This window comes from Streptomyces exfoliatus (assembly GCF_000725545.1).
Classification (GTDB): domain Bacteria; phylum Actinomycetota; class Actinomycetes; order Streptomycetales; family Streptomycetaceae; genus Streptomyces; species Streptomyces exfoliatus.
The window spans coordinates 122,895-148,563 of sequence record NZ_JNZP01000006.1 but is presented as its reverse complement, the minus strand read 5'-3'; the positions used below and the strand labels follow the sequence as shown (position 1 = coordinate 148,563).

The 25,669-nt window shown below is 71.3% G+C and carries 20 protein-coding genes and 2 pseudogenes; 10 read left to right on the top strand and 12 right to left on the bottom strand.

The features are described from left to right. Nucleotides 1-18: 18 nt before the first annotated feature. A complete protein-coding gene (locus IO20_RS0109585; protein ID WP_030550791.1) occupies nt 19-561 on the bottom strand; it encodes an SMI1/KNR4 family protein in 543 nt (180 codons plus the stop codon). 328 nt (nt 562-889) lie between these two features. Between IO20_RS0109585 and IO20_RS42295 the strand changes: the two are divergent. Further along, nucleotides 890-1,207: pseudogene (locus IO20_RS42295) on the top strand (serine hydrolase domain-containing protein); the annotation flags it as partial. A 34-nt stretch (nt 1,208-1,241) separates the two neighbouring features. Further along, nucleotides 1,242-1,787, top strand: coding sequence for a serine hydrolase (locus tag IO20_RS41970; RefSeq protein WP_030550790.1), 546 nt, complete (start codon nt 1,242-1,244; stop codon nt 1,785-1,787). 65 nt (nt 1,788-1,852) lie between these two features. Here the strand turns inward: IO20_RS41970 and IO20_RS0109570 are convergent, their stop codons facing one another. After that, nucleotides 1,853-3,007, bottom strand: a complete 1,155-nt coding sequence (locus IO20_RS0109570) for a CapA family protein (RefSeq protein ID WP_051874502.1) — start codon at nt 3,005-3,007, stop codon at nt 1,853-1,855. A gap of 635 nt (nt 3,008-3,642) precedes the next feature. Here IO20_RS0109570 and IO20_RS0109560 point away from each other — a divergent pair. Next, a complete protein-coding gene (locus tag IO20_RS0109560) occupies nt 3,643-5,319 on the top strand; it encodes a right-handed parallel beta-helix repeat-containing protein (RefSeq protein WP_245684909.1) in 1,677 nt (558 codons plus the stop codon). A 462-nt stretch (nt 5,320-5,781) separates the two neighbouring features. Here the strand turns inward: IO20_RS0109560 and IO20_RS0109555 are convergent, their stop codons facing one another. From IO20_RS0109555 to IO20_RS0109530, 6 genes and pseudogenes are all read right to left on the bottom strand, one after another. Continuing rightward, the gene (locus IO20_RS0109555; protein WP_030550786.1) at nt 5,782-7,218 is read right to left on the bottom strand and encodes a UDP-glucose dehydrogenase family protein; all 1,437 of its coding nucleotides are present in this window, start codon (nt 7,216-7,218) and stop codon (nt 5,782-5,784) included. Between the two features lie 47 nt (nt 7,219-7,265). After that, nucleotides 7,266-8,288 carry a UDP-glucose 4-epimerase GalE gene (galE, locus tag IO20_RS0109550; RefSeq protein ID WP_030550785.1) on the bottom strand — a complete coding sequence of 341 codons (1,023 nt, stop codon included), beginning with the start codon at nt 8,286-8,288 and terminating at the stop codon, nt 7,266-7,268. Nucleotides 8,289-8,322: 34 nt separating this feature from the next. Beyond that, complete coding sequence (locus IO20_RS0109545) at nt 8,323-10,212, bottom strand: glycosyltransferase family 2 protein (protein ID WP_030550784.1); 1,890 nt, start codon at nt 10,210-10,212, stop codon at nt 8,323-8,325. A gap of 108 nt (nt 10,213-10,320) precedes the next feature. Continuing rightward, nucleotides 10,321-11,415 carry a UDP-glucuronic acid decarboxylase family protein gene (locus IO20_RS0109540; protein ID WP_030550782.1) on the bottom strand — a complete coding sequence of 365 codons (1,095 nt, stop codon included), beginning with the start codon at nt 11,413-11,415 and terminating at the stop codon, nt 10,321-10,323. Between the two features lie 666 nt (nt 11,416-12,081). After that, a pseudogene (locus tag IO20_RS38380) lies at nt 12,082-12,590 on the bottom strand (SDR family NAD(P)-dependent oxidoreductase); the annotation flags it as partial. 420 nt (nt 12,591-13,010) lie between these two features. Continuing rightward, a complete protein-coding gene (locus IO20_RS0109530; protein WP_078946019.1) occupies nt 13,011-15,281 on the bottom strand; it encodes an MMPL family transporter in 2,271 nt (756 codons plus the stop codon). A gap of 265 nt (nt 15,282-15,546) precedes the next feature. Between IO20_RS0109530 and IO20_RS0109525 the strand changes: the two genes are divergently transcribed. Further along, nucleotides 15,547-16,788, top strand: a complete 1,242-nt coding sequence (locus IO20_RS0109525) for a sensor histidine kinase (RefSeq protein ID WP_030550777.1) — start codon at nt 15,547-15,549, stop codon at nt 16,786-16,788. A gap of 45 nt (nt 16,789-16,833) precedes the next feature. Further along, nucleotides 16,834-17,520 (top strand): response regulator, encoded by a 687-nt coding sequence (locus IO20_RS0109520; RefSeq protein ID WP_030550775.1) that lies wholly within the window; start codon nt 16,834-16,836, stop codon nt 17,518-17,520. On the opposite strand, the gene IO20_RS0109515 is transcribed toward IO20_RS0109520, so the two are convergent. After that, the gene (locus tag IO20_RS0109515; protein WP_051874500.1) at nt 17,472-18,764 is read right to left on the bottom strand and encodes a DUF418 domain-containing protein; all 1,293 of its coding nucleotides are present in this window, start codon (nt 18,762-18,764) and stop codon (nt 17,472-17,474) included. The genes IO20_RS0109520 and IO20_RS0109515 overlap by 49 nt on opposite strands. Beyond that, entirely contained in the window at nt 18,761-19,813 is a 1,053-nt protein-coding gene (locus tag IO20_RS0109510) for an alpha/beta hydrolase family protein (RefSeq protein WP_030550770.1), read from the bottom strand. The genes IO20_RS0109515 and IO20_RS0109510 overlap by 4 nt, the downstream gene beginning before the upstream one ends. A gap of 96 nt (nt 19,814-19,909) precedes the next feature. On the opposite strand from IO20_RS0109510, the gene IO20_RS0109505 reads away from it, so the two are divergent. Both IO20_RS0109505 and IO20_RS0109500 read left to right on the top strand, forming a co-directional pair. Continuing rightward, complete coding sequence (locus tag IO20_RS0109505; protein ID WP_030550768.1) at nt 19,910-20,566, top strand: GNAT family N-acetyltransferase; 657 nt, start codon at nt 19,910-19,912, stop codon at nt 20,564-20,566. Then, complete coding sequence (locus IO20_RS0109500; protein ID WP_078946018.1) at nt 20,563-21,498, top strand: PaaX family transcriptional regulator C-terminal domain-containing protein; 936 nt, start codon at nt 20,563-20,565, stop codon at nt 21,496-21,498. The genes IO20_RS0109505 and IO20_RS0109500 overlap by 4 nt, the downstream gene beginning before the upstream one ends. 10 nt (nt 21,499-21,508) lie before the next feature. Here the strand turns inward: IO20_RS0109500 and IO20_RS0109495 are convergent, their stop codons facing one another. Beyond that, on the bottom strand, nt 21,509-21,931 hold the full coding sequence (locus IO20_RS0109495; protein ID WP_030550764.1) for a YjbQ family protein: 423 nt from the start codon (nt 21,929-21,931) through the stop codon (nt 21,509-21,511). A gap of 200 nt (nt 21,932-22,131) precedes the next feature. Here IO20_RS0109495 and IO20_RS40940 point away from each other — a divergent pair, with 200 nt between their 5' ends. From IO20_RS40940 to IO20_RS0109480, 3 genes are all read left to right on the top strand, one after another. Continuing rightward, nucleotides 22,132-22,584, top strand: a complete 453-nt coding sequence (locus IO20_RS40940; RefSeq protein WP_051874499.1) for a helix-turn-helix domain-containing protein — start codon at nt 22,132-22,134, stop codon at nt 22,582-22,584. A gap of 79 nt (nt 22,585-22,663) precedes the next feature. Continuing rightward, nucleotides 22,664-23,485 carry a VOC family protein gene (locus tag IO20_RS0109485; protein ID WP_030550760.1) on the top strand — a complete coding sequence of 274 codons (822 nt, stop codon included), beginning with the start codon at nt 22,664-22,666 and terminating at the stop codon, nt 23,483-23,485. Between the two features lie 365 nt (nt 23,486-23,850). Then, entirely contained in the window at nt 23,851-24,984 is a 1,134-nt protein-coding gene (locus IO20_RS0109480) for a hypothetical protein (RefSeq protein ID WP_245684908.1), read from the top strand. Nucleotides 24,985-25,230: 246 nt separating this feature from the next. Here IO20_RS0109480 and IO20_RS0109475 read toward each other — a convergent pair whose 3' ends face one another. Next, nucleotides 25,231-25,602, bottom strand: coding sequence for an ArsR/SmtB family transcription factor (locus tag IO20_RS0109475; RefSeq protein WP_030550757.1), 372 nt, complete (start codon nt 25,600-25,602; stop codon nt 25,231-25,233). Nucleotides 25,603-25,669 lie beyond the last annotated feature (67 nt).

Sequence of the window (25,669 nt, the reverse complement as noted above, 5' to 3'; positions counted from 1 at the left end):
TTTCACGGGGTCGCGGCCTCACAACCAGACAAGTCGCCCATCTGCGACGGAACAGGCCGGATAGTCCCCCGCGCCGATCCTCGTCAGCATCTCCGCCACGGAGTCGAAGTAGTGGGCCAATGACACGTACTCGCCGGTGAGCGTGGGCTCACCCACGAACCACCTGCCGATACGTCCGTCCTTCGCATCGATGAACCGCCCCGTCCAGCCGTCCTGATCCGACAGGAACGGGATCCACTCCTCGCGCCATTCGCCCCCACCGGCCAAGGGGTGGTTCGCGTAGAGCTTCTCCATCGCCCGGATGCCCAGAAAGAAGCTCCCCTCGTCCGGGAACCCGTCGTAACCGCAGCAGGCGACGTCGTCGTCCACCTCGTCCTCGGGAAGATCCAGGTTGTTCTGCAGCAGCCACGCCCGCAGGTCCTGAGGCAACGAGACACCCATGCGCCCCTCGGCGGCCGCGAGTACCGGCTCCGAGGCCGGGCCGGGCAGGTCCGCGTGATCGGCCGGAGCATGCTCCCGGAGGAGATCCATTACGCGGGACCAGCTCTCCACCACACTCATTCCCCGCTGCCCCTCTCTGCACGGATTCGCTATGCCACTCAACGGGCTCACCTACTGTAGCCGGATGGCACGGCGGGCCGGTCGAAGCGCCCTCGGGCTGCTGGAGCCTAGGCTCTCCGCGGTTTGCGCCGCTTGCTCCAGCCGCGGCTGCGCATCGGCTGTCCCGTGGCGATCGGCTGCGACCACACTCGTACGATGGCTATTTCGTTGCTCACACGCAAGGTTGGCGCGGCCCTTGCCGTGGCGGTCGCGCTCACGGTCACGGCTGCCGGGTCCGTTCACGGTGCGCCGACCGAGACGGCCGACTCGGTGATGCAGGACGGACTCGATGCGGCGGTCGCTGCCGGGCGCCACGGCGCTGCTCCGCAAGGACGGGGCGAGCCGGTACCTGACAGCGGGTGTCGACGACCGGGCCACCCGGACACCCATGGATCCGAAGGCGCAGGTGCGCATCGGGGGCAACACCAAGCCGTTCATCGGCGCCTTCACCATGATGTTGGCCGATCAGGGCTCGCTGTCGCTCGACGACACCGTGGACCGGTGGCTGCCGGGCGTGGTGACCGGGAACGGCAACGACGGCAAGAAGATCAAGATCCGCCAGCTGCTGAACCACACCTCAGGCGTCCCCGAATGCCTCGACAGGGTCACCGTCGACGCGTACAACAACCCGACAAAGCTCGGTGACGGGCAACGAGCCGGCTGTCGAGGTGCAGACCCGCCTCATCGACCGGCTGGGCCTCACCGGCACGAGTTACCCCACGTCGGATCCGAAGCTGTACGGCAACCACGTCCGGGGATACGCCGTTCCCCTCTACTACTGGGGCGAGCGCCCCTACGTCGACGTCACCACCCTGAACGTCCAGTTCTCCGGTGCGGCGGGCGCGATGGTGTCCACCCTCGACGACCTGGCGGCTCTCCACGAAGCGCTGCTCGACGGCACCCTGCTCTCCCCGGCGATGACGGATCAGCTCAAGACCCTCGTCCCCTACCCCGACCAGGCCAACTTGTCCTTCGGGCTCGCCCACGAAGTGGTGAACGGCCCGGGCGCCTGCGGCAAGGTCTGGACGAAGGGCGGCGCCGTCTACGGTTACTACACCGCCGTCCTCACCCGTGAGGACGGCGCCCAGGCCGCCGTCGCGACCAACCAGTACAACATGGCCTGCCCTGCGGGGGCCGGAGTGGCGAACCTGACCAACGCTGCCATCGACGCCCTCTGCGCCCTCTGACGGTCTCCCCGTACGCCTGACCCCACATGGGCCCCGACCTTGCGAGGACCCCCGGTCCCCGCCGCTCAGCATGCCGACCGGGCGTCCTTGTGGACGGGCGGACCGTCGACGTCGAAGGTGAGGGTGCCGCCGTCCGGGTCGTACGAGACGCGCGGGCCGAAGCCGCGGCCGAGCCGGCTCAGGGTCTCCTGAAGCCACCGGCAGTCTTCCACCGACGCCCTGTGAAGCCGCATGCGCCGGCTCTGGAGGGGCGCGATGCGCAGTGCGCGGAGCCTGCCGGTGTCGGGCTCGAGCGAGGGGAGGTAGAGCAGTCGCAGGTCGTCCCGGTACTTGTCGTATCCGGTGATGCCCTCGTAGTCGTTGACCAGGTCGCCGCAGCCGTAGGCGATGAGCCTGCCCCGGTACAGCTCCAGCGGCCGGGGATGGTGCGAGGAATGCCCGTGGACCACGTCCGCGCCGCCGTCGACGAGCGCGTGCGCGAAGCGGACCTGGTCGTGGGGGACGGTGTAGCCCCAGTTGGAACCCCAGTGGACCGAGACGACGACGATGTCGCCCGGTCGTCGCGTCTGCCGGATCCGGGCGACCACCGCGGCTGCCGCGGTCTCCGAGGCCTCGGACACGTAGTCGATCCCGCTTCGGTCGGCCGTGGCGGCCCAGCTCGGCGGGATTCCGCTGGACGGCATGCCGAAGGAGTGGACCAGGATCCGGCGACGGCCGCCCTCGACGGGGATGCTCGCCGGCCGCCGGGCGCCGTCCGCGTCGCGTCCTGCCCCCGCTGAGGCGAATCCGGCGCCCTCCAGTGCGTCGAGGGTCTCCGCGAGCCCGCGGCGGCCGAAGTCGAGGACGTGGTTGTTCGCCAGGACGCACACGTCGGGACGGGCGGCGGCCAGGCAGGGCAGGTTGGCGGGATGCATGCGGTAGTGGACCGCCTTGTCCGGTGCGAAGTCGTCGCTCCGCGTGATGCTGGTCTCCAGGTTGAGCACCACGGCGTCGGGCGCGGCCTGGTCGAGGATCCTCAGTGTGTCGCCCCAGGGCCAGGAGAAGTCGACCGGGCGGGGAATCGGGCCGTTCGCGGCCTCCGCCAGCTCGACGTAGGAGCGGGCGTCACGAAGGTACGTCTCCGCCAGCGCGGGGTCACCGGGGTGGGGAAGTATCTGGTCGACCCCCCGTCCGAGCATCACGTCGCCGGCGAGGCACAGCGTGATCAGATCACCCTGCATCCGTCCAGGCTAGAACTCTGCCACCGGGATGTCACGGGAACGTGATCGGGAGTGGTGCCGAACGCTTCGAAGGCCCCCGCTGCCCACTGAATCATGCCAAGGACGCATCGCGAGCACTGCGGCGCCGACGCAGCCGGCGTGATCGCCGAGCGAAGCTGTGACGAGAGCGGGTCGACGTCGGAGGGCTCGCCGCCCTGATCCTCACCGTCAACCCCGACCTCGTCGTGATCGGAGGCGGCCTGTCGCGGGCCGACGACGCCGTGGCCTCCCCGGTCCGCGACCACCGCGCTGCGAAACGCGTGGCACGCGGCGATCGAGGCCGTTCTCCGCCCCCCCCGGTCGGCGCCGTTCACCGCACGGTGGGACTGCGTCACACACGACGGCTGCGAGGGCCACCCGTACGACGGCCTCGACATGACCCCCGGTCGAACGCCGGATCGGAATCCCTCCGCGCGACCGCGCGGAGTACGCCCGTCTGGCTGTCGCTCTGTGCCGCCCGGCCATCGCCGCCGTCCCGTCACGCTTCACACGTGACTCGGATGCCGCGCGTTCGTCGGCGTTTCGTATGTCCCTATTCTGGCAGGCTGCTGCTTCATATGTCCTATATGGCGCTATAACGTCCCCAGGGGGTACGCGTGAACGCGGTGAAGCGGAGCCGGACGACGAGGGCCGCGGCGGGAGTCTCGGCCATGGTGCTCCTGCTGCTCACGGGGTGTGATGTGCCGGGGGTCTACCGGCCTGCCCGCCCCGCGAGCGGTGGTCCGTTCACCTTCTATGTGAGTCCGGACGGCGACGACGAGAACGACGGCATGTCGCCGGAGAAGCCCTGGCGGACCCTGGACCACGCGAACACGGCGAAGTTCCGGCCCGGTGACAGGCTCCGGCTCAAGGGTGGCGAGCGGTTCCGGGGCACTGTCACCCTGGAGGAGGGCGAGGCCGGCAGCGCGGCGCGGCCGGTGGTGATCGAGTCGTACGGCCCGGGCCGGGCCACGATTGCGCCCCGAGGTACCTCCGGCATCACCGTGCACGACACCGCCGGTGTGGAGATCAGGAACATCGCACTGGTCGGCGACCGCATGGCACTGCGCGAAGGGGTCGGGATTGCCTTCCGTGCCACCCGCCCCGGGAAGCGGAGGCTCGCCCACGTCAGGATCGCGAACGTGGAGGCGCGGGGCTTCCAGAACGGGATCAGCGTCGGTGCGGACGGCGACGCGGTCACGGGCTACAGTGACGTGCGCATCAGTGACGTCTCCGTGCACCACAACCTGGAGGCCGGACTCGCCTTCTACGGACCGGAGTTCGAGGCGGACAACCCGGTCTACGCGCATTCCGGGCTGCGGATCGAGCGGGTCACGGCGGCCTCCAACACCGGCGACCCGGCCAGCCACAAGCGCAACACCGGAAGCGGCATCACCCTCGGCAGCGTCCGGGACGCGAAGGTGCTGCGCTCGGTGGCTCACGACAACGGCGCACGCTCCTCGCCCGACGCCGATGAGGGTCCCGAGGGCATCTGGGTGTACGACTCCACCGCCGTGGTGCTGGAGAACAACCGCTCCTATCGGAACCGGACCGGATCCCGGGTGGACGGCGGCGGCTTCGGCCTCGACAACAACGTGTCCCACTCGGTCATGCAGTACAACCTCGCCTACGGCAACGACGGGCCGGGGTTCCTCGTCTACTCCGGACAGGCAACCGGCGCCCACCGGGACAACGTCGTCCGTTTCAACATGAGCTGGGACGACGCGCGGAAGCTCCCCGAGTACGGCGGCATCGTCGCCTACGGCTCCCGGATGAAGAACCTGGACATCTACAACAACACGGTCGTGATGCGGACGCGGGATCTTTCCTCCGCGCAGACGGCGGGAGACCGGCCCCCGGCGCTGCGGCTGCGGGACGGCATGAGCGGCGTGAGCGTCCACGACAACATCCTCGCCACCGACGGAGGACCCCTGATCGAGGCCGAGTCGTCGTACCTTCCCGGCACGCACCAGCTGCGGGGCAACGTCTACCACAGCATGGGCCCCTGGTCCCTGACCTGGGGGAGCAGGCGCTTCGGCGACCTCGCCGACTGGCGTACCGCCTCCGGCCAGGAGCTCCTCGACGGTGAACCGACCGGCACCGGCGTCGACCCGTGCCTGCGCGCCATGACCGTACCCGTCACGGACCCGGCCGGGGCCGAGAACCTGGTGCCGCGCTGCGAGGACGACGCGTCCGTGAGCATGGGCCCGCAGGCCTCGGGTGCCGACGCGGGCCCCGTCGACTACTTCGGCAACCGGCTCCCGAACGCCCTGCGGCCCGGCGCCGCGCAGTAGCCCCCGCGCTCTGAGCCGGACATCGAAGTTCCGGAGCCGGCGCGCGCCGGCTCCCGTCGATCTCTTCGGCGCATTGCCGCGCGACGTCCTGTTCTAGGCGACCGGACGTGTCATGGCGCCGCTCCGCCCGCCCGGTCGAGAACCGGGCGGGCGGAGCGGCGCCGGCGTGCTGGGGGCGGCCTCAAGGGTGGCTGCTCCGCCGCCGGGAGCCGCGCATGCCCGGGGCGACGCGCCGTCGCCCGCACGCTGCCCGACGGGATCGACCAGATCAACGGGCGTATCCGTCGCGGCGAGCCGCTCTGCCGTCTCGACCGGGCCGCCTGCCGGCGCCGCAATGTGATCGGCTACGCGACCGGAACCGGGCCCTGGCACCCGCTACGACAAACGAGCCGTCCATTCCTGCCAAGCCACGGTCACACTCGCCTGCCTCCGGGTACGCTCCCATGACTTTCCGGACACAGCCTAGGCCCTGCCGGTCGGCAGCGCCGGGGACGGGAGGTCGGTGTGGCCCGTCTCGACGGCCGGCGAGGCGATCGTGGCCCGCAGCGGCTTCCCCGCCCGCGCGGCCGGAGGCCGGTCCGTCGGCGCCGGACGGCCGAGCGCCTTCACGGTCCAGCCGGCGGCCCGCCACTCGTCGTGCGCCAGCGCGTTGCGCGCGTCGACGAGAACCGACTTGCGGACCACCCGCGCCAGCTTCACGGGGTCCAGCTCGCGGTACTGCCCCCACTCGGTGAGATGCAGAACGAGCTCCGCTCCCTGGCAGGCCGTCAGGAGATCGGTCTCGCAACGCAGTTCCGGGTGGCTGCGGCGCGCGTTCGTGGTCCCCTCCGGGTCGTGCACTCGGATGTCGGCGCCCTGTCGGTGCAGTTCCGCCGCCACCGCCAGCGCCGGCGAGTCACGCACGTCGTCGCTGTTCGGCTTGAAGGTGGCGCCCAGAACGGTCACCCGGCGGTTGGTCAGGTCGCCCCCGGCCAGCTGACGCGCGAGGGCGACGGTCCGCGTCCGCTGCCGTTCGTTGATCTCGTCGACCTGGTCCAGGAAGGCCACCGCGGGGCCGACGCCGAGCTCCTGGGCGCGGGCGGTGAACGCCCGGATGTCCTTGGGCAGGCAGCCGCCGCCGAAGCCGAGGCCGGCGTTGAGGAACCGCCGGCCGATCCGGGTGTCGTGGCCGAGGGCGTCGGCGAGGGTGACCACGTCCGCGCCCGCGGCGTCGCAGACCTCGGCCATCGCGTTGATGAAGGAGATCTTCGTGGCGAGGAAGGAGTTGGCCGCGACCTTCACCAACTCGGCCGTGCTCGGATCGGTGCCGATGTACGGGACGCCCGCGTCCAGCATCGGGGCGTACAACCGGCGCAGCGTCTCGTCCGACTCCCGGCCGACCGTGCCGACGACGATCCGGTCCGGCCGCAAGGTGTCCTCGACCGCGTAGCCCTCCCGAAGGAACTCCGGGTTCCACGCCACGTCGGCCCGTACGCCCGCCGGGACGATCCCCGCGATCCGGGCGGTCAGGCGCGCGGTGGTGCCCACCGGCACGGTGGACTTGCCGACCACCAGACACGAGGCCGGCAGGTGTGGCACGAGCCCGTCGACGACGGCGTCGACGTACCGCAGGTCGGCCGCGTGGGACCCGGCCTGCTGCGGAGTGCCCACGCAGATGAAGTGGACCTCGCCGTGCACCGCCGCTTCCCGCAGGCTGGTGCCGAAGCGCAGTCGTCCGGAGTCGAGGGCCCGGGTGAGGACTTCGTCGAAGCCGGGTTCGTAGAAGGGGGGACGGCCCTCGGCGAGGGCCGCGATCTTCTCGGCGTCGACGTCCACGCCGAGGACGTCGTGCCCGATGTCGGCCATGCACGCGGCGTGCACAGCTCCCAGGTAGCCCGTTCCGATGACGGTCAACCGCATGCGGTGTTCTCCTGTCTGAACGCGGGTGGGGTGTACGACGCGACGGGTCAGGGCGCGTAGCCGTACGGGTTCTGCTGCTGGAAGGTCCACGCGTCACGGCACATGGCGGCCAGGTCGCGCCGCGCCGTCCAGTTCCAGGCCGCGGCGACCTTCGTGGGGTCGGCGACGAGTTCGGCGACGTCGCCGGGGCGGCGCTCGGTCACACGGTGCGGGATCGGCCGCCCCGACGCCTCCTCGAAGGTGCGCACGAGCTGCAGGACGGACGCGCCGCGCCCGGTGCCGAGGTTGAAGACCCGCATGCCCGGCTCGTCGTCGATGTGGTCCAGGGCTGCGCGGTGCCCCTCGGCGACGTCCACGACGTGGACGTAGTCGCGGATCCCGGTGCCGTCGGGGGTGGGGAAGTCGTCGCCGAAGACGCTGAGTTCTTCGCGGCGGCCCACGGCGATCTGGGTGAGGAACGGCATGATGTTGTTCGGCACGCCGCTCGGGTCCTCACCGAGGAGCCCGGTGGGGTGGGCGCCGGCCGGGTTGAAGTACCGCAGCGCGAGTACCCGGAGCTCGGGCACGTGACGACAGACGTCCGCGAGGAACTGCTCGCAGGTCCACTTGGTGGTGGCGTACGGGTTGGTCGGCGCCGCCGGCGACTCCTCGGTCAGCGGGACCGTGGTGACGTCGCCGTAGATCGAGCAGGAGGACGAGAACACCAGCCGGTGCACGCCGTGGTCGTGCATGGCCGAGACCAGGGCTGTCGTGCCGCCGACATTGATGTCGTAGTACACGAGTGGGATCCGCACCGACTCGCCGACGGCCTTCTTCGCGGCGAAGTGGATCACCGCGTCGATCGGGTGGCTCGAGAAGACGGTGTCGAGGGCCGACCGGTCGCGTACGTCCGCGACGTGGGCCGCCGCGATGGGGCGGCCCGCGATCTTCGCGACCCGATCGAGGACCTCGGGCGAGCTGTTGGAGTGGTCATCGAGCACGACGACCTCGTGGCCGGCGCGGAGGAGCTCGACACAGGTGTGGCTGCCGATGAAACCGGCGCCTCCGGTGACCAGGACGGTCTGGGGCACGGGGGACCTCTTTTCTCGATCGGCCCGGGGGCCGTCACCAGGCGTAGAAGCCGGCGATGTAGGTGGGGAAGACGCCGACGGCGAGCGCCAGCGGAATCAGGGCCAGGAACCCCGCGGTGAGCGGGACGGCAGCGGTGCGCAGGGCCCGGCGCCGCCGGACGCCGGCGGCGCGCGCCGTCTCCCCGATGTGCAGGGAGCAGACCGCGAGGGTCACCGCCGCGTACGAGAGGGCGCCGAGGATGCAGAGGAACACGTAGCCGAAGGCGGGGCCGGTGAACTGGCCGACGACGGCGGCACCGGACAGGAACAGCGTGATCAGCAGGTAGGGCGCCACGGCGCGCAGCGGCAGCGGTTCGAGGCCGTTGCGTTCCTTCGGCGTGACCTTGAAGGTGATCGGACGGGGCCGCAGCTTCTGCATCAGGGCCGCCCCCACGCCCCAGGCCACGTACGGCCAGCGGGCCAGGCCGAACAGCCAGATCTCCCAGCTGATCACGGGCGAGTCCTTGGGGCGCAGCAGACCGAGCCGGCGGCACAGCAGCGTGAGCAGCATCAGCCAGACGGACATCGTCCAGAAGCGGGCCAGGAACTCGAAGTAGTTGACGTTGATCCACGGAACGCCGGTGAGCGCCGCGATCGGCGGCAGCATGACGCCGATCACCGTGGTCAGGGCCAGCAGCGGGTAGTACAGCAGCGCGCAGGAGAAGCGGAGCCGCAGCTTTCCGGGCATCCGGCTCAGGTGACGCGGCAGCATCCCGAAGAACATCACCGCCAGGCTGCGCGACCACTGGAACTCCTGGGTGATCATCGCGCCGAAGGTGATCGGACCGTCCCCGTGGGCCTCGGCGTCGATCGCGAACGCGCCCTGCCAGCCGGCCGAGTTGAGCAGGAACGACGTCGAGAAGTCCTCCGCGAGTTCCGGGCCGAGGCCGCCGATGTCCCGCAGCGCCTCGGTGCGGACGGCGTAGTGGGAGCCGATGCACAGCGGAGCGAGTCCGGCGGAGTAGCCGAGCTGTACGGGGCCGTGGAAGAGCGCCTCTCGCTGCAGGCGGCCGCGGGCCGCCCACGACTGGTCCGCGTTGGCGTCGCAGATGCTCGGGGCGGCGACGTAGCCGATGGCCGGGTCGGCGAAGGGCCGGACGACCTCGGCGAGGTAGCGCGGGTGCGGCACGTGGTCGCAGTCGAGCTGGGCGACGACGTCGTAGCGTTCGTAGCCCCAGTGGTCGTAGAAGTAGGCGAGGTTGCCCTCCTTGCACCGGGTGCGCCGCGGCCAGTCGGCCCTGTGGTAGTCGGCGCGGCCCCGTCGGCAGGAGACGCCGACGCCATGGGCCCGGCACCAGTCGACGATCTCCTCGCTGGGGTCCTCGTCGCACAGCCAGACGTCGTAGGCGTACGGGTAGTCCTGGTCGAGCATCGCCTCCAAGGTGGTGCGTGCGATGTCCCAGTGCTCGGACGGGGCGCGGGTGACGACGAACGCGGTGCGCACCTCCGGCACCTCGACGGCCGGGTCGAAGCGCCGCATCCGGATCAGCGCGACGAGGAAGTGCACCGGCAGATAGGCCAGGTAGAGCAGCAGGGCGCTGTTGATCGCCATCCCGGTCCAGCCGATGCGGTGGGACGGCTCGAGCCACCACACCCAGAACCACACGAGACAGGCCGCCCAGCCGAGGGACAGCACCGCGACCAGGAAGCGGTTGGCGGGCGAGAACGCCCGGACGAAGCTGGACGGGCGGGTGGTGAGTCCGCGTGCCGGGCGCGCGAGGACGGGGCCGTCCGGGCCGATGGAGGCCACCGCGCCGTTCGACAGGGCGTGGATCTCCGCGCCCAGCGCCTCCCACTCCGCCGGCGAGCCGGGAGCCGGTGAGAGGAGCGGGGGTTCCTGGACGGTGCCGGTCCCGTGGGCGGGACCTTGCTCCAACGACGTCATGGCAGCAGGTTCTCCAGGCGGTGCGACAGGGTGAGGGGGCCGGGTGAGGAGCCCCGACGGACTCGGGGCCGCGGCGGGACCGGCGGGAGGCCTGCCGCGGCGCGTGGATCAGCCACCCGCGACGGTGGCCCCGGGCGCCGAGGACGCCACGCCGAGGGCGGCGCCGGCCGGGCCGGGGATCGTCTGGGGCGCGAGGGGCTCCGGCATCGCCGCGGCCAGCGGGATCGCATCCTCCTGGCCGCCGCGGATCGCCGAGGCCGAGACGGCCAGGCGATCCGCGTGGGCGCCGAAGTACGCGACGGTGCGACGCAGGCCCTCGGTGATGTCGATCTCCGGCTCCCAGCCCAGTACCTCGCGCGCGCGGGTGATGACCGGGCGGCGACGGACCGGGTCGTCGACCGGCAGCGGGTGGTGCTTCACCTCGGAGGAGGAGCCGGTCATCTCCAGCACGATGCCCGCGAGTTCGGACACCGTGCGCTCGACCGGGTTTCCGAGGTTGAAGGGTCCCGGTTCGGAGGAGTCGATGAGTGCGACCAGGCCGCGGACCAGGTCGTCGACGTAGCAGAAGCTGCGGGTCTGCCCGCCGTCGCCGTAGATGGTGAGCGGTTCGCCGGTCAGGGCCTGGGTGATGAAGCTGGACACCACACGGCCGTCGTGCGGGCGCATGCGGGGGCCGTAGGTGTTGAAGATCCGGGCAATGCCGACGTCGACTCCGTGCGTGCGGCGGTACGCGGCGGAGACCGCCTCGGCGTATCGTTTCGCCTCGTCGTAGACGCTGCGCGGGCCGATGGAGTTGACGTTGCCCCAGTACGTCTCCTCCTGCGGGTGGACCAGCGGATCGCCGTAGATCTCGCTCGTCGACGCGAGGATGAAGCGCGCGCTGTCACGCAGGGCCAGGCGAAGGGCGTTCTCGGTGCCGCGGCTTCCGACCGCGAGTGTCTCCAGCGGGTGGCGCAGATAGTCGGGCGGGGAGGCCGGGGATGCCAGGTGCGCGACGGCGTCGACGCGGCCGGCGACCTCCACGGACACGCTCACGTCGGCGTGCTGGAACTCGAAGGCCGGGTGGGTGAGGAGAGGGGCGATGTTTTCGGGGTCGCCCGTCGAGAAATTGTCGAGGCACACCACGGAGTCGCCGCGCCGTAGAAGCGACTCGCACAGGTGTGACCCAAGGAAACCACCGCCACCGGTCACCACAACGCGCATGTGTTCTCCAGGAATGAGAAGCGGAATAGCCTCGAGATCCGCTCGCACGGACAGTCGAATGGCGGAATGACCTGACGATCCGAAAAGCAGAGTCATCCCGTAAGACGCAGAACGAGAGTATGGGCATACGTAGTCGTTTTCGTGGAGGCAATTCGGAGGCTGGGCTGATCGGCGGGTGCCTTGAGGGGGGCATGCAGGTCCACCGCCCAGTTCGGCGTTATGCCGCATGTCGAACGGCGTAATCAGACGGTGTCACCCGCACGTGTCGACGCCGGTGTGCGAGGCCGACCCCGGACACGGCCCTCGTGATGCTCGCCGCGTTGCCGGGGGCCGACCCGGGCAGCGGCGGCCCTCCGCCATGGGGGTGTCGAAAAGGGCCCGCATGGGTGTACGCCTGGGGCGGTTTCGCCTCTTCGTGATCGAGGGAGAAACGAAGCCGAGTCGAAGTTCCGCCCGTCGGCGCGCCCGAATCGTACCGGCGCCCGGGGCAAGCCGAGTTGGTGGTTCCGTGGGCCGGCGTCGACCCCGGCGAGGGGAGCTCCACGTCTCCGCGAATCGACCGGGGACGCCCAGCCGTCACTCGCCGCGGAACATCTCAGCGGTCTGGGAAGAGGATTGGTCAGCGCGTTCTGCTGGATGCCGCTGAGGTTCAGGTCCTGTGGCTTGCCAGTCGATGGCCTCCGCGACCTCGTGCGGCTCATCGGGCCGCCCGGCGGGCAGGACCCGGGTCACCTCCTCGTACGCCGCTTCCAGACCGTCCCCGTCCAGGCCCGCCTCCTCGACGAACCGGTTCGTCCGGCGGTCGGCCATGTCGGTGCGCACCCAGCTCGGGCACATGGTGTTGGCGCGCAGCCCCGCGCCGCCGTAGTCGACCGCGAGCGAGCGGCACAGCTGGAGCAGCGCCGTCTTGGAGGTGGCGTAGGCGGCGTTCCCGACGCGTTGCGCAGGGCGTACACCGAGGCCACCGCGACCACCGCGCCGCCCGCCCGATGTCGGCGTTGAGTACCAGACCGTCGAGCCTCGCGTACGTGCTGACCGCCGTCTCGACGAGCGAGGCCACGGCGGCGGGGTCCCCGAGGTCCCACGGTACGGGCAAGGGCGCCGGTCTCCTCGGCGACCAGCCGCAGCGGCTCGGGCCGGCGCCTGGACACCCGCCACGCCTCTCCCGTGCCTCGTCCGCCGTCCCCGTCCCGGTGATCTCAGGCACCCGCCGCCCTGGGGCCGGGCCGGTCGGCGGACCATCGCCGAGCGGCTCGGCCCCTGGTGCCGTCCTGGGTCGCTGTGGCCGCCTCGTCGGTGCACCCGAGATGGCGACGTGGAGGATTCGGACCGCGACGGGCCGATTCGGACCCAGATGGGCAGGGAGACAGACCTGGAGCAGGTGATCACTTGCGTACATGTCGTCGGAGGTGGACTGGCTGATCGCGATCGACTCCACGATCGCGGGCCCGTCAACAAGCGGCCGACAGCAAGGGAACGAGGAATCGGATCTTCGAGGAACTGCAGGCCGAAGCTGACGTACGAGGTCGCGGTGCTCGCCCGCGACTTCCTCGCGGTGGTGGACGTGCGGGAGCGCGAAGGCGGCGGCGCGGCGATCAGTTCGTGCCGGCGCGGTCGTACGGGACCGCGGCGGGGCCCGTCTCGCCGGCCCGACGCCCCGGTTCGTACGCCGAGGGCTGCCTCGCGGTGCGGCCGGGTCGGACGGGCCACCACAGGGAGCGGCCGAGCAGCGCGGCGAGCGCCGGGACCAGCGCGACGGACAGAACGAACGCCGACAGCAGGATGCCGAGGGCGGTCGCGAAGCCGATCTGCTGGGTGGACGGAGCGGGGTTCACCGCCAGGCTGCCGAAGGAACCGGCCAGCACCAGTCCGGCGGTGGCCACGGCCGGCGCCGTGTGCCGTACGGCGCGTGCCACCGCCGCGCGGGCCGGGCCGGGGCGCTCCATCTCCTCCCTGATGCGGTCGCTCATCAGGATGTTGTAGTCCGTTCCCAGGGCGACGACGAACAGGAAGAGCACCAGCGGCAGGGTGAAGTTGACTCCTGCTTCGCCGCGCACGTGCTGGAACAGCAGAGCGGAGGCACCGAGCGTGGCGGCGAAGCCGAGCCCGACGGAGACCATGAGCACCACCGGTGCCAGGGCGCTGCGCAGCAGGACGAGCAGGATCAGCGAGATGAGGGCGGCTGCCACGGGAAAGACCAGCTGCAGGTCCTCTGAGACGGCGGCGGAGATGTCCGCGAAGATCGCTGCCGTGCCGCCTACGTGTGCCTCGGCGCCCGCGGGCACGTGCGCCGCGACGGTCGCCCGCACGGGACCGGACACCAGGTCGCGTGCCTGCTGGCTCTGTGGGTCGGCGGTCAGGTAGAGGCCGATCCGGGCGGCATCGCCCGCCTTGTCGTATGCGACGGGAGTCACCTGCCCCACGCCTTGCGTGCGGCCGAGCGCCTTGACCAGGACATCGACGCCGTGCCGGTCGAGGGCGCGGCCGTCGCCGCTGGTGACGTAGACCTCGGTGGGGTCGGACACCCCCGCGGGCAGGGTGCGGGAGATCTCCGCCGCGGTGGCCGCGGCCGATGTGTTCGAGCCGCCGCTGCCGGTGCCGTAGTCCATCTTCATGCCGGCCATCCCGGCGGCCAGCGCACCGAGCAGGACGATCGCGCCGGCCATGACGGCGAGCGGTCGCCGGGCGACGATGTCGCCGAAGCGGCCGGCCGAACCCTCACGCGGAGCGCGTTTCAGGGTGCCGGAGGGCCAGAACATCCTGCGGCCGGTGACCGCGAGCAGGGCGGGCATGAAGGTCAGGCTGGCCAGCAGCATCACCATGACGGAGATCGCGACAGCCGGGCCGAGCACCCGGAACTGCCCGAAGCCGGCCAGACCGAGGGTGGCGAAGGCGGCGACGATGGTGAGTGCCGCCGAGGTGATGGCGGAGCCCACCCGCCCCGTCACCTCACCCACGATCTCGCGGGCCTCGCGCTCGGACTGCGCGCGCAACCGCTCACGGAAGCGGAACAGGAGGAAAAGGAAGTAGTCGACCCCGATGCCCAGCAACACCACGCTGATCAGCTGCGGTGTGCTCGGGTCCAGTGTGATCCCGGTGAGCAGTGCCGTGCCGACCACCGCACCCGCGGCGGCCCCGCCGACGAGGCTGACCGCCAGCAGCGGGAGGAGCGCCGCCAGCGCACTGCGGAACACCAGCACGTTCAGCAGCACGATCAGGCCGATGGTCAGTGCCCCGGCCACTGTGCTCGTGGTCTTCTCCGCATCGCGACTGTCGACGACGTCGGCCAGACCGCCGGTGAAGCCTGGGCGAAGTCCGCCCTGCTCGTACATACCGGAAGCGGTACTTCGGAATTCCTTGAACACATTCTGCAGGCCAGGGTCGTTCGCATTGCCGGAGAAGCTGATCGAAAAGAGCATGAAACTGCGGCGGGGTGCGAAAGCGCCGGGCGCCACCTCTCCGGCAGGTGCGAGGACCACCGTGCCTATCTTCGGCGTCTGGGAATGGTCCTTCGTCAGGAGGTCTGGGGCGTCGTCGGACTTCGGCATGGTCACGCGAAGCTTGCCGAGAGCCGCCGCGGCCGCCTCCGCACGTTGCTCGTCGGCCGCGCCGAGCGGCCTTCCATCGGCCCGTTTCACCAGCATGGTCACCGTATTGGCGTCCGGCTTGATCCCGAACTTGTCCTCGGCGACCTTCAGCGCCGCCGCCGAGTCGTACTTCTCCGGCAGGAAGTCACCGAGCTGACTCTCGGTGACCCGGTACACCAGTGCCTGACCCACCAGGCCCAGTCCGATTCCCAGCAGCACCCAGAAGGTGATGACTTTCCATGGATTTCTCGTCGAGAATCCGGTCAGGGCGCGAATCACGAGGACTTCCGTTCGTAGGCGATCTCGGACAGTGCCCTTCCAGCACATCACCGGAATGCGCGCGGACCGTCGGAGTGCGGGACGAGATGCCGTACGGGTCCCTGGACCTGTCCCTCCACCGGACCAGGACCCTGCTCCTGGTCCGATCTCCTTCCCGGGGCGGAGCCGGCGCCGTCGGCAGGCGGGGACAATGGCGGGAGCCGGCTGCCGATGCCGGGCGGGACGTGCGGCAGCACAGCGGAGAACAACGGGGGAGGGGACCGACATGGCGACGCGTCACAGCGCTCCGCCATCGCGCCGGGAACTGCGCGGGCACCCCGACCCGCCGGACGCCGACGCGTTGCCGTGGACCCGCAACGACGCCCTGCTGGCCGTCGGCGCAGCCGTCGTGGACCTCATCGGATATACCGCGTTCGCGCAGGTCAAGGGTGATCCCGTATCAGCTCCCGGCATCCTGCTGGTGACCGTCTCCGCGCTGCCGCTGCTCATGAGGCGCCGTTTCCCGCTCGCCGTGATGTCCGTCAGCCTGGTGCTCGTCGCGCTGCTGAATCTGACGGAATCCATCAGCCATCACTTCGGCGCCACCCTCGCGGTCGCCCTCTACTCGGCCGCCCGGACCGGCCGTTCGTGGGCGACGGCCGCCCTGGCGACCGGGGCGATCGGCGTCACCCTGCTCACCCCGGATCTCGCCGCCCCGCGCGGGTACATGAACGTGATCAGCGCCTGCCTCGCCGCCTGCCTCATCGCCGCCACCGGCCTCGCGGTCAACCGGTGGCAGCGGGAGACGGAGGCCAACCGCCGACTCCTTGCCGACCGGGCGGTGGCCGAGGAACGCCGCCGCATCGCCAGGGAGCTGCACGACATCGTCGCCCACCGCATCACCACCATGCAGCTGATGGCGGGCGGCGCCCGCGCCAACCTCGACCACGACCCCGTTGTCGTCCGCGAGGCACTGGTCACCTTGGAGGAGTCGGGGCGGCTGGCCCTGCGCGAGATGCGGCAGCTCCTCGACGTCTTGCGGACCGACGAGGACACGGCGACCGGCCGGCACGGCACGCCGGAGGCGCCGCAGCCCGGCCTGGCCGACCTCGACCGCCTGATCGAGGAGTCCCGGCAGGCCGGACAGCCCACCGAGCTGACCGTGGAGGGCGAGCATGGACGACTGTCCCCGGTGGTCGGACTCACCCTCTACCGGATCGTCCAGGAGGCACTGACCAATGCCCGTAAGCACGCAGGGCCCGACGTTCCGGTGAAGGTCCGCCTCACCTGTCTACCCGAGTGCGTCCGTGTGTCCGTCACCGACCAGGGCGCGAGGGACGCGGCAGAGTCCGCGCCCGCCCCCGCCCCCGGCATCAGGCATGGCGATGGATACGGTCTGATCGGCATGCGTGAACGGGTCGCCCTGCACGGCGGAGCGCTGGAGGCCGGTCCCCTGCCCGAGGCCGGCTTCCGGGTCGTGGCGAGCCTGCCGCTGGAAGCTCCGACGGGCCAGGACAAGGAGGACTGACCGGTGATCCGGACAGACACCGAGAACGATGCCGTGGGCGAGCGGATGATCCGGGTACTGATCGCGGACGATCAGCCGCTTGTGCGGCGGGGACTGGCCCTGATCCTCGGCCCCTCGCCGTCCATCTCCGTGGTCGCCGAGGCCGAGAACGGCGAGCAGGCCCTTGTGCTCGCCCGAGAGCACCGTCCCGACGTCGTCGTGATGGACATCCGGATGCCCGTCCTCGACGGCGTGGCCGCCACCGAGCGACTGGCTCGTGACCTTCCCGAGTGCCGGGTGCTCGCCCTGAGCACTTTCGACATGGACGAGTACGTGGTCGCCGCCCTGCGCGCCGGCGCCTACGGCTTCCTGCCCAAGGACAGCTCGCCCGAGGATCTCGTGGCCGCGATCCGCACGGTCCGTGCGGGCGAGGCCGCCGTCGCGCCCCGTCTGCTGACCCGACTGATCTCCACCTATGTCAGGAACGAACAGGTGGCGCCCCCGAACCACCGACGGCCCGCCGCACAAAGGACCTCCGGTCTCACCCCGCGCGAGGTGGAGGTCTGGCGCCTCGTGGCCACCGGCCTGGACAACAAGCAGATCGCAAGCACCATGGAGATCAGTGTCTCCACCGTGAAGAACTACATCAGCAGCATCTTCGACAAACTCGGCGCCCGTGACCGAGCGCAAGCTGTGATCGCGGCCTACGAGTCGGGCCTGGTGGCAGCTCGACGGGCCACTGACCCGGACTGAACGGAGCGCGCCGGATTGTCGCCCCGTCTCGGACCGGTTCTCCAGTCGGGCCAAGAGAGGGTGGTCCAGGCCCGCAGTCCCCACTCGGCCGGCCCGTACGGGTGGCGGCCGAGCCACCAGCGGCTTGCCAGTGCCTGGGCGGCGAACAGCGTCAGGGCGATCGAGGCGACGCCCGTGGGCGGGACACGGCCGACGAGACCCGCTCCGTAGCCGGTGAACAGCAGGGCGCATGCCAGCGACTGGGTCAGGTAGTCGGTCAGTGTCATCCGACCGGCCGGAGCCAGCGCGGCGATCACGGTCCTGCCGTGTCGGCCGTTCGCGAGGCGCAGGACGGTGGCCGCGTACGCGGCGGCCAGGAGCGGCGCCGTGATCACGTCGACCCCCAGCGCGAGGATCTGATAGGCGGTCGACGGATGGGCGAGGCTCGCGTGGGCGTAGACCGCGCCTCCGCCGAGCCCCACGGTGAAGCCCCAGGCCTGAAGACGCCTCAGCAGGCGGCCGTAGCCCGTGATGTCACTGAGGACCTGGTGCCTGCCGGCGGCGAGGCCGAGGAAGAAGGCGGCCAGCGCCGCCGGGGCCTGGAAGAACGCCAGCATGAACACGACGTCCGCCAGCTGGTCCAGATGCGCCGAGACGACCGAGGCGGCGTCGCCCCGCAGGGCTTCCGTGGCCCGGGCGGCGTCGGCCGCGGCCGCCACCTCGTCCAGACCGGCGTGGGCCGACCACAGCGTGACCGCGACGGCGAGGAGCGCGTACGCGGCGGCGGTGCCACCGAACAGCACGACGGCGGTGCGCACGGCGGTGCGGGGCCGGATGCGGTGGAAGACCAGCAGGATCAGCCCGAGGACGGCGTAGGTGGTGAGGATGTCGCCGGGGAACAGCACGACGGCGTGGACCACCCCCAGGAGGAACAGTCCGGTCAGACGCCGAAGGAACCGCGGGACGAACCGCGCTCGGGCGCGGTCGGCGGAGGCGAGCTGCAGGGTGAAGGCGTAGCCGAAGAGGAAGGAGAACAGCAGGAAGAACTTCGCCTCGAAGAACGTCGCCACGATCGCGCGCACGGCATCGTCGAGCGGGCCGCCGACGCCGGGGTCCTCCACGCCGGTGCCGTGGTAAGCGGAGGCCAGGTAGGTGCTGTTCACGATCAGGATGCCGAACAGGGCGAATCCGCGCAGCGCGTCGACGGCCCCGAGACGCCCGACGTGCCTGTCCTTCACGGCAGTCGTCTCGGTCGCGCCGGTCATGCCGGCCCCTCTCCGGAACCCAGTCGCCGGAGCAGCCGTGCTTGATCGGCCAGGAACCCACCGACGTACAGCTTCCTGGGGGCGAGGACGGCGGTCAGTGTCAGGCGCCACCGCGAGCTCTCCACCGCGTGGTCGACCAGGGAATGCGCGGCGTCGGGGTAGCGCGCCACCGTCAGGGACGCCGCCGGAAGGATGCCGCGGTAGACGGCTTCGGTGTCGGCGACGTCGACGTTGACGTCGTGGCCGGCCAGCACCAACAGGACCGGCGTGCCGCGCATGGCGCGCAGGTCCGCGGTCGCGTCCGCCCGGTGGTTCCTGGCGATGAACGACCATCGGGCGGCGGTCATGTCGCCCACGTCGCCGACCGCGGCGCGGTACTCGGCGAAGGACGCGCCGCGCCCCAGCAGGCCCAGAGTGGTCTCCCGCCTGCGCAGCGCCGCGTCGCGCTCCTCGGCGCCGGCGCCGTCCCGGCGCAGTTCGGAGAGGAGGTTGTAGCGCCCCTGCCGCAGCCAGTTGACGGCCGGGGAGACGGCGACGACGAACTGGAGCCGCCGGTCCGCCGCGGCGACCTTGGGCAGGACCCAGCCCGCCTGGCTCGCTCCCCACAGGCCGATGCGGCGGCCGTCTATCTCCGGACGCCCGCGGGCCCAGGCCACCGCGGCCAGGGTCTCCTCCGCCCGGTCCGCCATGCTCTGCTCCAGCCAGTTCCCCTCCGAGCCGCCGACACCGGGCTTGCTGAACGACAGCGAGGCGTATCCGGCCCGGGCGAAGGTCTCCCACAGCGGTCGGTAGAACGTCTCGTGCGTCGCGTCGACCGGACCGTCGCCGTGCACGAAGACGACCAGGCCGAAGGGCCCGTCACCCGTCTCGGGCATGGCCAGCACCCCGTCGAGCAGCTTCCCGTCGTGCCGTAACGACACCTTCTCCTCGCGGAGCGCGTACGTGTTCTGCCACACCGCCACCCCGGCGCTCACCAGCAGGACTCCCACCAGCGGCCACACCGCCCACCGCCCTCTGCGCCGCCCCGGCGCCCGACGAATCGCGAACATGCTCCACCCAATCGCTCGCATCAAAAACGCTCGTATTCAGAGTGAGCGTATTACACTCGATCGAGAAGGGTGAGTCGGTTCTACGGAAGGGGTGGCATGGAGACGACAGAGGGAACGGCCCACCCGGCGGAAGGTGGCCGACCGGTCCTGCGCCGGGGGATACCCGCAGGCAGCGAGGAGCAGGTGGCGGCGCTCTACTGGGAGGCGTTCGGCCGCAAGCTCGGTCCGGCGCTCAACCCACCCGAGGTGGGGCGGGCGTTCATCGCGGCCCATCTGCACCACGACCGGGGCGTCACCGCGCTCGCAGGCGGCCGGGTGGTCGGCGTGGCGGGCTACAGGATCGGCGGCCGGGGGCTCACCGGCGGCGGCGTGAAGGACGTGCTGTCGACCTACGGCCCGCTCCGCGGCCTGCCTCGGCTGGCGATCCTCGCCCTCTTCGAGCGGGAACCCGCCCAGGGTGAACTCGTGATGGACGGGATCGCCGTGGAGGCGGCGCACCGCGGCTCCGGCATCGGTAGCCTGCTGTTGCGGGACATGGCGACGCTCGCCGCCGAGCACGACTGCCGACGGATCCGGTTGGACGTCATCGACGTCAACCCCCGAGCCAAGGCACTGTACGAGCGGCACGGCTTCACCGCCGTCCGCACCGAGCGGACCCCTTGCCTGCGCGGTCTGCTGGGCTTCAGCGCCGTCACGACCATGCACCGCCAGGTCACCAGGGCGGACGCGCCAGGCGCGGGAGAGGCACGATGAACACCAGCACCACGGACCACGCCACCGACCCTGGCGCGGGCGGGCCCGACCCTGCCCCGGGCGGGTCCGACGCGCCGGACATCCCCACCCGGCTGCTCGTCCACGCCCTCGTGCGCGAGGACGGCACCGTGGACGCGGGCGAGCTCTACACCGTCGCCCATCTGCTCCACATGACCGACCAACAGGTGCGGCTGTGCGTCAAACGCCTCGTCGACGAGGGTCGTTTCACCCAGGAAGGCCGCGGGCGCAAAGCCACTCTCCGCGCCGTCGCCGACGTCACCGGATCCCTGGCTCCGGACGCCGCCTACGTCCGCCACGCCTACCGGCAGGACGCCGGGCTCGCCCCGTGGGACGGCACATGGCACCTGTTCGGCTTCGCCATCCCCGAATCCCGTCGCGCCGCCCGCGACACCCTGCGCGAAGGCCTCCTCCACCTCGGCGCCGCACCCCTCCAGAGCGGCCTGTACGTCACCGCCAACCCCGTCACGGACCTCGTCGAATCGCAGGCCGACCACCTCGGCGTCCTCGACAGCCTCACCTGCCTGACCACCACGGACCTGCGAATGGGAAGGACCACCGACCCCCGGGGCCTGGCCGCCGCGCTGTGGCCCCTGGAGGAGATCGCCGCCCGGCACCGGCAGCTCGCGTCCTTCGCCGAGTCCCGCCTCACCCGACTCACTCAGGGGCCCGCTCCGTCGGACGCCGCGCGGCTCACGACGGCCATCGAACTCGCCGCCCTCTTCACGGCGGCCATGACCCCCGACCCCCTCCTGCCACCCGAACTCCTGCCCACTCCCTGGCCGGGCGGCCAGGCCCGCCGCCTGGCCGCCGACTGCTGGAGACACCTCCGCGAGGCGCGGGCGACCGGCAGCGCCCCCGACGCCCCCGAGCTGCGCCTGTTCACTCTGTACGCCGACGCGCTCGACACGTGAGCAGCCAGAGCTACCCCAGGAAGCTCAGCCGTACCTGGCGTTCGGGGTTGTCCTTGTTCGTGTCCACCAGGCACACCGACTGCCAGGTGCCGAGCGCCAGTTCGCCGCCGATCACGGGCAGGGTCGCGTGGGGCGGGACGATCGCCGGCATCACGTGATCGCGGCCGTGCCCCCGGCTTCCGTGGCGGTGCTGCCACCGTTCGTCGGCGGGGAGCAGATGGCGCAGAGCGGTCAGCAGGTCGTCATCGCTGCCCGCGCCGGTCTCGATCAGCGCCACACCCATCGTCGCGTGCGGCACGAAGACGTTCAGGAGTCCGTCCCGGCCCTGCGCGACCTCCGCCAGGAAGGAGGCACACTCCCGGGTCAGGTCGTAGACCGTCTCTGATGTGCCAGTGCTGACGTCCAGGGTGCGGGTCTCGAATCCGTGGCTCATGAGCCCATGGTGGCCGACCGGGCGGTCCGCTCAAAGTCCACACGCCCTGAGGACGGGGCGAACGGACACCGGGCCTCTCGTGGAGCTCACGCCGGCGGTGCCGTATGCGGCGGCAGGATGACGTCCACCACTCACCGACGTTCACCACTCACCGAAGCCGCTCACGGCCGACAACAGCGCCACCGCCGAGGACCGTTTCCATGACCGACATCGACCGCCTCATCAGCCTCTGCCCGCCCCCACCCACCGCACCGACCACAAAGTGGCCGACCGTCGAACGATCGCTCGGCACGCCGCTCCCGGCGGACTACAAGCAGATCGCGGCCACTTACGGACCAGGCGCGTTCTGCGGGTTCCTCCACCTCTACCACCCGCACGCCCACACGCCGTGGACCAGCCTCACCGGCCCGATGCCGTCCACGATTCGCGCCCAACTCCGGACGGAGCACGAGCGGGGTCCCTCGCCGCTCCCGGCCGACCCCCAGGACCTGCTCCCGGCACGTCTCCACGTCTCCACCACGGCGGCGAGCCGCCACACCGCCGCACTGCGCGCGGCGGGTCTCGTCGTGACGGAACGGCGGGGCGCCTCCGTGCGGCACAGCCGCACGCCCCTGGGAGCCGCGCTGGTGCACGAGGTCCACCCCTCGGCCTGACACGGGGACCGGCCGACGGGCAGGTCTCAGTGCCCGGTGTCACGCTGAGGTGACACCTGATCTGCGAAAGGGAATCGCTGTGATCACCACTGACTTCGTCCCCGGCTCCCCCTGTTGGCTGGACCTCGGCGCCCCGGACGTCCCGGCCGCGGCGGCGTTCTACGGCGCGGTGCTGGGGTGGGAGTACGAGTCCATGGGGGAGGAGCCGGGGGAGGGGCAAGGGGAGGGGGAGGAGATGGAAGGCGGGATGTTCCGGAAGGACGGCAAGGTCGTCGCCGGGCTCGGCAAGCTCACCGAGGCGGGCGCGCGCTCGGCCTGGATGATCTACTACTGCGTCACCGACGCGGATGCCACGACCCGGGCCGTGCAGAACGGGGGCGGCAGGGTGCGGGTGCCGCCGAGGGACCTCGACGAGTGGGGCCGGATGGCGCAGTTCAGCGACCCGATGGGGGGCGAGTTCGCCGTCTGGCAGCCCGGTACGAACAAGGGCGTCGACCTCGTGGACCAGCCGGGCTCGCTGTCCTGGACCGAGCTGTACACGAGCGACGCCTCGGCCGCGAAGGAGTTCTACGGCACCATCCTCGGCTGGCGGTTCACCGACATGCCGGCGCCCGGAGGCGGAGGCACGTACTCCCTCATCACGCCCGCCGGGCTTCCCGACGAGCGTATGCACGGGGGCCTCATGGAGCTCCGCAAGGAGGACCTCGCGCTGACGAACGGGCGGCCGTACTGGCATCCGGTCTTCGCCGTCGCCGACTGCGACGCCGCGGTCGCCAAGGTGACCGAGAACGGGGGCAGCGTGCAGATGGGGCCGGAGGACGCGGAAGGCGTCGGCCGCCTGGCCGTCTGCCTCGACCCGTCGAACGCGGACTTCGTGGTGCTCACCCCGTCGGAGAGCTGAAGCCGGGAATCCAGGTCCCCTCCCGCGGAACTTCCGCGGGAGGGGACCCTCTTCGGCGCGGAGGGCGCGGAGGGCGCGGAGGGCGCGGAGGGCGCGGAGGGCGCGGAGGGCGCGGAGGGCGCGGAGGGCGCGGAGGGCGCGGAGGGCGCGGGAGCGTATCGGCTGATGGCCCGCCCCGCTCACGCGGGCCGTGGCGGCAGCCCGGTGTGGCGCCCCTTTTCGCCCGATCGGCTCAGCGGGGACCATCTCGGATGGCGCAGTGTCACAAAGTGCGCACTATTAGTAATCACGTGTGCGTGTGATGGCGCAACACGAGACAGACACGGTGGACGCCTACCGGATGTTCCACGAACGGAGCCCGCGACATGACCCCCGACCACTTCAATACCAATCCGGCGGAAGACGAGAACGAGCGGACAGCCGGGTCCGCCAAGGCGCCGGACTCCAGGTTCGCCGCCGTATCCCCGCACGCGGCTCCCAGTACGCCGTATACCCCAACTCCGCCCACCACGCCTCCCGCCGAGGCCGTCCGGACGCTGTCCGAGAGGCCCGAGCCCGAGGTGGAGCCGAAGGCCGCCCCGGAGGAGCCGGACGCCCCGACCGAGTCCGGCGACGAGGCGATACGTACTCTCCTGTCGACCGCGGCCACCGAGCGTCCGGTGGAGGAGGTCGCCGCTCTTGTCGCCCGGCTCAAGGAGACAGGCCAGCTGTCCAGCCCCGCCGACGTGGCGCTGCGCGCGGCCGCCGTCTCCCGGCCCCTGGAAGAGGTGCGGCACCTGCTCGCGCTGCTCAACGCGTCGGGGTACGACCTCCAGCAGGCCGAGACCACGCTGCGCGCCGCGGCCGTGGGCCGGCCGATCGAGGACGTGGTGCAGCTGGTGAGCATCCTCGGCGCCGACAGCGGCGACTGGCGCTCCACCGTCGGCGGGGACGACGCCCGGAAGCGGCGAGCCGGCACCGGTGAGGTCGGCCGTGTGAAGGCCGGCAAGGACGGCGTCCCGGTCGTCACCGCCTCCCCGAAACGAGCGCGGGGGTCTGCGAGAAGGCCCAGGTCGGCCCTGGACGGCGCCCTGGCCGTGGGCCCGGGCAGCCACACCGTCTCCCCTGCCCTCCGGTCGGCGCTCCGCTGGCCGGCGGCCGTCGCGCTCATCGTCTGCGGCTTCATCCAACTGCCCACGGACCTCGCCGGAATGCGGTCCGGCGGCCAGGCGGAGACCCTGTCCGTGGTCGTCACCGTGCTCTGCCTGGTCTGCGGCGCATGGCTCGCGATACGGGACACCATGATCGTCTGGGCCGCCGCCGCGGGCCTCGCCGTCGGCCTCATCGCGCTCCACGCGCTCGCGAGTGCCCGTGGCGTCGATCTGCTGAACAGCAGCCTCGGCTCCACGTTCTCCGCGGCGAAGGCGATCACCCTGCTGTGTGTCGCGGCCGTCCTTGCCATGGCCGGCTCGGCCTTGGTCCGCCACACCAGGCCGACCGGCGCGGAGGGCAGCGCCTGACGCGCCGGCCCGTCGCACAGCTGACGCGATGGCCGGTTCACGGGCGTGCCGCCGTGAACCGGCCTCTCGCGTGGTGTGACTTCACGCACCGGCGGCCGGTCGCTGTGTCGGTTCGGCCTCGGACACCATGGGGAACAGCCGTGACTCCGTGACCGCGACGTCGATGCGCAGGGTCTCGTCCCGTGCCTCCCGGGCCCGCCCGAATCCTCGCCCGTGGGCGCGCCGCCGCACGGGGGTCGGGGTGCGTCAACTCGCCCCGGGAGTCGCGTCCGTCATGCCGAGGCGGAGGTGCTCCACGTGGTAAAGGGCCTGGTCGAGGAGGCCGGCGACATGGTCGTCGTGGAGTGCGTAGACGACGGAGCGGCCCTCGCGGGTGCCGGTGACCAGGCCCAGGTTGCGCAGCAGGCGGAGCTGGTGGGAGCAGGCGGACTGTTCCATGCCGACGGCGGCCGCCAGTTCGGTCGCCGCGCAGGGCCCCTCGCGGAGGCGGGCGAGGATCAGGAGCCGTGACGGTGTGGACAGCGCCTGCAGGGTGGTCGCGACCTGCTGTGCGTTCTCGCTGGTCAGGCGGGTGCGCGGGGTCGTGCTGCTGTCCGGTGCGTTCACTCCGTGGCCCATGGATGACATCCTACGGAAACCGATACATGAATGGATGTTCAAGTGTTCCTGTACGGTGGGGGTGTAC

What these genes read in the sequence shown, in the direction of transcription:
- IO20_RS0109510 (WP_030550770.1), bottom strand. Translation starts at nt 19,813, where the DNA reads ATGTTCGCGATTCGTCGGGCGCCGGGGCGGCGCAGAGGGCGGTGGGCG.
- IO20_RS0109545 (WP_030550784.1), bottom strand. Translation starts at nt 10,212, where the DNA reads ATGACGTCGTTGGAGCAAGGTCCCGCCCACGGGACCGGCACCGTCCAG.
- IO20_RS0109515 (WP_051874500.1), bottom strand. Translation starts at nt 18,764, where the DNA reads ATGACCGGCGCGACCGAGACGACTGCCGTGAAGGACAGGCACGTCGGG.
- IO20_RS0109525 (WP_030550777.1), top strand. Translation starts at nt 15,547, where the DNA reads ATGGCGACGCGTCACAGCGCTCCGCCATCGCGCCGGGAACTGCGCGGG.
- IO20_RS0109585 (WP_030550791.1), bottom strand. Translation starts at nt 561, where the DNA reads ATGAGTGTGGTGGAGAGCTGGTCCCGCGTAATGGATCTCCTCCGGGAG.
- IO20_RS0109480 (WP_245684908.1), top strand. Translation starts at nt 23,851, where the DNA reads ATGACCCCCGACCACTTCAATACCAATCCGGCGGAAGACGAGAACGAG.
- IO20_RS0109520 (WP_030550775.1), top strand. Translation starts at nt 16,834, where the DNA reads ATGATCCGGGTACTGATCGCGGACGATCAGCCGCTTGTGCGGCGGGGA.
- IO20_RS0109500 (WP_078946018.1), top strand. Translation starts at nt 20,563, where the DNA reads ATGAACACCAGCACCACGGACCACGCCACCGACCCTGGCGCGGGCGGG.
- IO20_RS0109570 (WP_051874502.1), bottom strand. Translation starts at nt 3,007, where the DNA reads ATGCAGGGTGATCTGATCACGCTGTGCCTCGCCGGCGACGTGATGCTC.
- IO20_RS0109495 (WP_030550764.1), bottom strand. Translation starts at nt 21,931, where the DNA reads ATGAGCCACGGATTCGAGACCCGCACCCTGGACGTCAGCACTGGCACA.
- IO20_RS0109540 (WP_030550782.1), bottom strand. Translation starts at nt 11,415, where the DNA reads ATGCGCGTTGTGGTGACCGGTGGCGGTGGTTTCCTTGGGTCACACCTG.
- IO20_RS40940 (WP_051874499.1), top strand. Translation starts at nt 22,132, where the DNA reads ATGACCGACATCGACCGCCTCATCAGCCTCTGCCCGCCCCCACCCACC.
- IO20_RS0109475 (WP_030550757.1), bottom strand. Translation starts at nt 25,602, where the DNA reads ATGGGCCACGGAGTGAACGCACCGGACAGCAGCACGACCCCGCGCACC.
- IO20_RS0109555 (WP_030550786.1), bottom strand. Translation starts at nt 7,218, where the DNA reads ATGCGGTTGACCGTCATCGGAACGGGCTACCTGGGAGCTGTGCACGCC.
- IO20_RS0109505 (WP_030550768.1), top strand. Translation starts at nt 19,910, where the DNA reads ATGGAGACGACAGAGGGAACGGCCCACCCGGCGGAAGGTGGCCGACCG.